At 69.7% G+C, this 6,535-nt stretch carries 5 protein-coding genes; all 5 read right to left on the bottom strand.

Features of this window, described 5'->3' with window-relative positions:
- Positions 1-121: 121 nt before the first annotated feature.
- Genes AB0N89_RS34160 through AB0N89_RS34140 form a run of 5 tightly spaced genes read right to left on the bottom strand, consistent with a single transcriptional unit; the run spans position 122 to position 6,508 of the window.
- Positions 122-1,579: an aldehyde dehydrogenase (NADP(+)) gene (locus tag AB0N89_RS34160; protein WP_364213509.1), complete on the bottom strand. Its 1,458-nt coding sequence runs from the start codon at positions 1,577-1,579 to the stop codon at positions 122-124.
- Between the two features lie 14 nt (positions 1,580-1,593).
- On the bottom strand, positions 1,594-2,742 hold the full coding sequence (locus AB0N89_RS34155) for a hypothetical protein (RefSeq protein ID WP_364213506.1): 1,149 nt from the start codon (positions 2,740-2,742) through the stop codon (positions 1,594-1,596).
- A 4-nt stretch (positions 2,743-2,746) separates the two neighbouring features.
- Positions 2,747-4,003: a glucarate dehydratase family protein gene (locus AB0N89_RS34150; protein WP_364213503.1), complete on the bottom strand. Its 1,257-nt coding sequence runs from the start codon at positions 4,001-4,003 to the stop codon at positions 2,747-2,749.
- A 2-nt stretch (positions 4,004-4,005) separates the two neighbouring features.
- On the bottom strand, positions 4,006-4,950 hold the full coding sequence (locus AB0N89_RS34145) for a 5-dehydro-4-deoxyglucarate dehydratase (protein ID WP_364213501.1): 945 nt from the start codon (positions 4,948-4,950) through the stop codon (positions 4,006-4,008).
- A gap of 46 nt (positions 4,951-4,996) precedes the next feature.
- Entirely contained in the window at positions 4,997-6,508 is a 1,512-nt protein-coding gene (locus AB0N89_RS34140) for a sodium:solute symporter family protein (RefSeq protein WP_364213498.1), read from the bottom strand.
- Positions 6,509-6,535: the final 27 nt, after the last annotated feature.

The raw sequence follows: 6,535 nt of genomic DNA, 5'->3' as shown, positions 1-6,535 counted from the left end.
CTGTCTTTAACCGCGCCCACCAGGGGTATATTAGCGCTGAGTGGGGGGCGGGGGTTGTTGGTGCATCCGTTTTCTTGCTTTTGTTTTTAAACCAAACCCGAATCGCCACTCACGACTGTTTCTAGCGTTTCCCGTCGGTCCTGCGCGGCAGATCCCACGGGTTGTTCTCCTGCAACGGTTCCGGCAGCAGCGCGTCGGGGAAGCCCTGCCAGGCGATCGGTCGCAGGAACCGCTCGATCGCGGCGGTGCCGACCGAGGTGCTGGTCGGCGCGGTGGTCGCCGGGTAGGGACCACCGTGTTCCTGTGCCCAGGTGACCGTGACGCCGGTCGGCCAGTCGTTCCACAGCAGACGGCCGGCGACGCGGGTCAGCGACGGGAGGACCGGGCGAATCCAGTCCACATCGGACTCTTCACCCTGGATGGTCGCGGTGAGCCCGGGTTCCATCACGCCGAGCAGGCTGATCAGCTCGGCCTGGTCGGTGTAGGTGACGATGAGCGACGCCGGACCGAAGCACTCCTCGCGGACCGTGTCGGCGTCGGCCAGGAAGTCCTTGGCGGTGGTGGCGAGCAGGGTCGCGCCGTGCGAGATCCCTTCCGCGCCACCGGACTCCGACAGCACCTCGACACCGGCGACCTCGCTCAGCTTCGCCAGCCCGTCGGCGAAACCGGCCGCGATGCGCTCGTTGAGCATCGGCTGCGCCGGGATCGCCGCGACGGCCTCGCGCAGCGTGTCCTCCAGGCCGTGGCCCTCGGGCAGGAAGAGCAGTCCCGGCTTGGTGCAGAACTGCCCGGCACCGAGGGTGAACGAACCCGCGTACGCCTTCGCGATCGCCTCGCCGCGCGCGTCGATCGCCGACCGCGTGACGACGACGGGGTTGACGCTGCCGAGCTCGCCGTAGAACGGGATCGGCGACGGCCGCGAGGTCGCGATGTCGAACAGCGCGCGCCCGCCGGGCACCGAACCGGTGAAGGACGCCGCCTGGATCCGCGGGTCCTTCAACGCGGTCACGCCGTTCTGCTGACCGTAGATGACAGCGAAGATCCCTTCCGGAGCACCGGCCTCGACCAGCGCCTCGCGCAGGATCTCGCCGGTGCGGGCGGACAGCTCGGGGTGCCCGGAGTGCGCCTTGAGCACGACCGGGCAACCGGCGGCCAGCGCCGACGCGGTGTCACCGCCCGCGACGCTGAACGCGAACGGGAAGTTGCTGGCGGCGAACACCAGCACCGGTCCGATCGGGGTGAGCAGCCGCCGGATGTCCGGCCGCGGGCCCATCGGCCACGCGGCGTCCGCGTGGTCGACGGTGGCGCCGAGGAACGAGCCGTCGGCCAGCACCTCGCCGAAGAGACGCAGCTGGAACGTCGTGCGCTTCAGCTCGCCCTGCAATCGCGGGGCGGCCGGGAGGTGCGTCTCCTGGTTGGCCAGCACGATCAGCTCGTCGGCGGCCGCGTCGAGGGCGTCCGCCGCCGCGTTCAGCCATCCGGCGCGCTGGGCTGGGGTCGCGGCCGCCGTCGTGCCTGCCGCATCGGCGGCGGCCGCGAGGATCTGTTCGAGCGTGGCGGGATCCGTTGCCTGGCTCATGGTTCTGCTTTCTCCTAAACGAGTTCTTGCGCGGCGCTGACGGCGGCGATGAGATCCGCCCAGCGCCCCGGGCCGGCGAGGCCGAGGTGGTACAGGTGCAGCTCGGTGGCGCCTGCCTTGCCGAGTTCGGTGGTGTAGGCCTCGATGTCGGGCACCGGGCTCGCCGCCACCGCGGTGATGTAACTGCCGACGGCGACCTTCTCCGGCAGCTTCGCCCGCGCCGTCGCGACGGCCCCCACGCTGGGGTGGCCGGGTGCCCAGTTCTGCAGCACCACGGCGTCGACGTCGTCCGGGGCCGACGGCGTCAGCCCCGGCAGCGCGCCGGTGACCCACGGGTCCATCGCGCCGTGCAGCACGATCCGGGGGCCGGACGGGATCTTCGCGAGCACGGCACGCCGCAGCGCGTCGGTCGCGTTCCGGCGTGTGTCGAGCAGGACCTGCCGCAGCGTCGGCAGGATCTTGTCCTCGGTCGCGCGGAGGTCGCCGCTGTCGATGAGCCGCCGGACCTCGGCCCGAAGCTTGCCCAGCGCCTTCGCCGGGTCCTGACCGGCCGCGGCCCAGGCGTCGAGACAGGCGTCGCAGCAGCAGATCGACAGCAGCCGCGCCACCGCGGGCGACCAGACGCCGTCGGTCTTCTCGTGCTGATGCTGGTGCACGGCGCCGAGCGGGCCGCACGCCTCGAGGATGACCGTGGCGAAGTCGAGTCCGGCGAGGCTTTCCGCCGTCACGTTCGCCGCGTATTCGCGCACCGCGGGCTGACCGGGGCACAGCGCCCACGGATACCGCTCGCCGAAGCAGTTCCGCACGGTGTAGTCGGGGAACTCCGCGCCCAGCCGCGAATTGTGGGTCAGCACGATCCACGCCGCGGCCGGGATCCCCGCCTCGTTCAGCGTCCGGACGGCGTCGCCCGCGCTGTCGCGACTCTCGACCCAGTCCGGCTCGGCGGGCTTCAGCTCACCCCAGGCCTCGTCGCGCACCGGCCGGTACAGCGCCGCGTGGCGCGCGACGACCGAGGTGCGCTCGGGCGACCAGGGCGTCGCCGCGCGGGCGCTGTGGTACGACACGGCGACGGCGACCTCGTCGACGCCGAGTTCCCGCACGCGCTCGACGAACCCGGGATCGTCGACGACGTCCCAGGGGTAGGCGTATCCGGTGACCTTCACCCCGTCACCACCGTGCTGTGTTCGGTTCGAAGGTTCCGACGAACTTCCGCATATAGGTCACGTCATCCCGTTTGGTCTGTCCACTTCGGACATAGTCTTCATGGGCCCGCGCCAGCGCGTCGGGATCGAGTTCGACCCCCAGCCCCGGCTTGTCGGGCACCGCGACCGCACCGTCGACGAACTCCAGCGCACCCGGGGCGATGACGTCGGCCGTCTTCCACGGCCAGTGGGTGTCGCAGGCGTAGGTCAGGTGCGGCGTCGCCGCGGCCACGTGCACCATAGCGGCCAGGCTGATCCCGAGATGACTGTTCGAATGCATGGAAAGGCCCACGTCGAAGCATTCCGCCGTGATGGAGAGGGCCTGGGTGTCCCGCAGGCCGCCCCAGTAGTGGTGGTCCGAAAGGATCACGCCGACCGCTCGCTGCCGGAAGGCCGGCTCGATGTCGGCGAAGCGCACGACGCACATGTTCGTGGCCAGTGGCATGTTCGCCTTCTCGGCGACCCGTGCCATACCCTCGATGCCCGGCGTCGGGTCTTCGAGGTACTCCAGGACGCCGTCGAGCTCCTCGGCGACCCGGATACCGGTTTCGACCGTCCAAGCCGCGTTCGGGTCGATGCGGAGCGGGTGGTCGGGGAACGCCTCGGCGAGCGCGCGGATCCCGGCCATCTCCTGGTCGGGGTCGAAGGCGCCGCCCTTGAGCTTGATGGAGCGGAAGCCGTACTCGTCGACCATCCGCCGGGCCTCGCCGACGAGCGCCTCCGGCGTGGTCACCTCGCCCCACGAGTCCTCCTGGGCGCCCAGGTGGGCGCCGAACTTGTAGAACAGGTACGCGGAGAAGTCGACGGCGTCGCGCGCCTTGCCGCCGAGCAGGTCGACCACCGGCCTGCCGAGGTAGTGGCCCTGCGCGTCGAGCGCGGCCACCTCGAACAGCGAGTACACGCTGGCGACGGTCTTGCTGACGGAGAACCCGCCGGTGAGCCCGTGCGCGTCGGCGAAGACGACCTCGCCCAGGGTGGTGGCGACCTTCCGGCGGAGGCCGGGCAGGTCGAACACGTCGTGGCCCTTGAGTTCCGGCAGCACCTTCCGGACCTGCTCCAGGAACGCGAGGTCACCGTAGGACTCGCCGAGGCCGACCACGCCGTCCTCGCAGATCAGCTGGACGACACCGCGCAGCGCGAAGGGCTCGTGCACCCCCATCGCGTTGAGCAGCGGCGGGTCGGCGAAGGCGACCGGGGTCAGGACGACGTCGAGAACCTTCATCTTCAGGCACCGGCCTCGACGGACTTGAGGACGGAGAATCCGTCGTCGACGATCTTCTCCAGGCGGGCGACCTGCTCGGCGGTCGGCTCGACCAGCGGCGGCCGGACCGAGCCGACCTTGTCCCCGCGCGATCGCGCCGCGGCCTTGACCAGCGACACGGCGAAGCCCTGTCCCTCGTCCCGCAGCGCCACGAGCGGCAGGTAGAACCCGGCGAGCAGCGCCTCCATGACGGCGTCGTCCTTCTCCGCGAGCGCGCGGTGGAAGCGGGCCGCGATCTCCGGGGCGAAGCAGTGCACGGCCGAGGAGTAGCGCGCCACGCCGATCGCGGCGTAAGCGCGAGCCGAGACCTCGGCCGTGGGAAGACCGTTGAAGAACAGGAAATCCCGGGCACGGTCGGTGTCGACCGAGCGGATCGAGGTGATGATCCGGCTCATGAGCTCGACGTCGCCGAAGCCGTCCTTGAGACCGACCACCGACGGGATGCCGAGCAGGTCCACGGCCGCGTTCGGGGTGAACACGCCGGTGGAACGGTGGTACACGATCACCGGGATCGACGAATCCCCGACGGCGTACCGGACGTGGTCGACCAGCCCGGACGGCGGGCCGGTCACCAGGTACGGCGGCAGGAGAAGGACGCCGTCCGCGCCGCCCGCCTCCGCCGCCGCGATCCCGGCACGGGCCGTCGCGGCACCGCCGCCGGCGCCGACCCACACGGGCACCCGCCCGGCGACGACCTCGCGAGCCTTACGCAGGATCGCTGCGTGCTCGTCCGGGGACAGCGAGCTGAATTCGCCCGTACCGCAGGCGACGAACAGCGCGCCGGCTCCGGCGGCCACGTGGCTCTCGACGGTTTCCGCGAACGCGTCGAGGTTGAGTTCCAGCCCCTCGGTGAAGGGGGTCAGGGGGAACGCCAGTAGGCCGTCGAGTTCGATCTTGGGCTGTGCCATGGATTTCTCTTTCGTTCTTTGTGGATGGTCCCGGGTACGGGCCCGGTCAGGCGGGCACGGTGGTGCCGTCCTGCGACTTGCGGGGTGTGACGTCGTCGTCGCGGTCGATGGTGTCGATGATCTCGTCGGTGGAGGCCTTGCGCTCGGGCATGAGGTAGCCGAGCCCGATGAACAGCGCCAGCGAGACCAGGATCGGGGTGGACACGGTGACCGCGAGGGTGGCGTTGTAGCCGTAGTAGGCGATCGCGTAGGCGATGAGACCGCCCGCCCACGAGATCAGCGCCGCGCGGGAGCCGGAGCGGCGGAACGCCGGGAGCATGCCGAGCAGCAGCGGTACCGAGATCGGGCCCATCAGCGCCGCGACCCAGAGCACCACGATACCGAGCACACCGCCGAGTTTCTCGGCCTGCGTGGCCACCGCCATGGTCAGCACGACGAAGATCACCGTCGAGATCCGCGCGGCGAGCAGCCCCTGCGATTCGGTGAAGCTCCGGGCCTTCTTCCACAGCACCGGCATCATGTCGCGGGTGATGACCGCGGAGATCGCGTTGGCGTCGGAGGAGACCATCGCCATGGTGTGCGAGAAGATCCCGGCCAGCACCAGCCCGACCAGACCCGGCGGGAGGAACGTCGTGGTCATGATCGCGTAGGCGTTGTTGGGGTTGGAGATGTCCGGGATCAGCAGCGGGGCGGCGAACATCGGGAACATCATGACCAGCGGCCACACCAGGTACAGGATCGAGGAGAGCCGCGCGCCGCGACGGGCTTCGTAGGTGTTCGGCGCGGCCATGTAGCGCTGCGCCAGGTTCCACATACCGCCGTTGTACTCCAGCGTCTTCACCAGCACGTAGACGAGCAACACCACGGTGGTGAACTTCGACGTGGTCGGGTTGAGGTGCGCGGGCGGGAGGTCCCCCCACACGGTCCACAGGCCGGAGACGCCGCCGAGCTTGTCCAGCACGACCCACAGCATCACGACCGCCGCGATGGCCTGGATGACGAACTGGCCGAAGTCGGTGAGCGCGTCGGCCCAGAGACCGCCGACGGTGCAGTAGATCAGCGTGATCGTGCCGGTGATGATGATGCCCCAGGTGTAGGGCACGCCCGCGAAGACGTTGAGGATCGTCGCGACCGCGAACCACTTGGCCGCGATGTCGAAGATCTTCAGGAGGCTGCCGCTCCAGGCCAGCGCCTGCTGGGTGGGCACGTTGAACCGCTTCGCCAGGTACTCCAGCGGCGACGCGACGCCGAGCTTCGAGCGCAGGCGGTTCCACCGCGAGGCGAACAGCCAGCTGCCGATGCCGACGCCGATACCGATACTGGCCATTCCCCAGAAGTAGACGGTGATGCCGTCCGTGTAGGCGACACCCGCGTACGCGACGAAGAGGACCGCGCTGTAGCCGGACATGTGGTGGGAGATCCCGGTCAGCCACCAGGGCATCTTCCCGCCGGCGGTGAAGAAGTCGCTGACCGTGTTGACCCGGCTGTGCGACCACAGCCCGATCACCACCATCAGCACGAAATACGCGGACACCATGATCCAGTCCAGCAAATGCACCGCTGACTCCTTTCCGCGTTCACGAAG

Origin of the sequence: Amycolatopsis sp. NPDC089917, from assembly GCF_040684635.1 — a bacterium.
In the GTDB taxonomy this organism is placed as follows: Bacteria; Actinomycetota; Actinomycetes; order Mycobacteriales; family Pseudonocardiaceae; genus Amycolatopsis.
The sequence above is the reverse complement of the archived record's forward strand: the minus strand, read 5'-3'. Positions and strand labels throughout refer to the sequence as shown.

What these genes read in the sequence shown, in the direction of transcription:
- AB0N89_RS34150 (WP_364213503.1), bottom strand. Translation starts at nt 4,003, where the DNA reads ATGAAGGTTCTCGACGTCGTCCTGACCCCGGTCGCCTTCGCCGACCCG.
- AB0N89_RS34160 (WP_364213509.1), bottom strand. Translation starts at nt 1,579, where the DNA reads ATGAGCCAGGCAACGGATCCCGCCACGCTCGAACAGATCCTCGCGGCC.
- AB0N89_RS34145 (WP_364213501.1), bottom strand. Translation starts at nt 4,950, where the DNA reads ATGGCACAGCCCAAGATCGAACTCGACGGCCTACTGGCGTTCCCCCTG.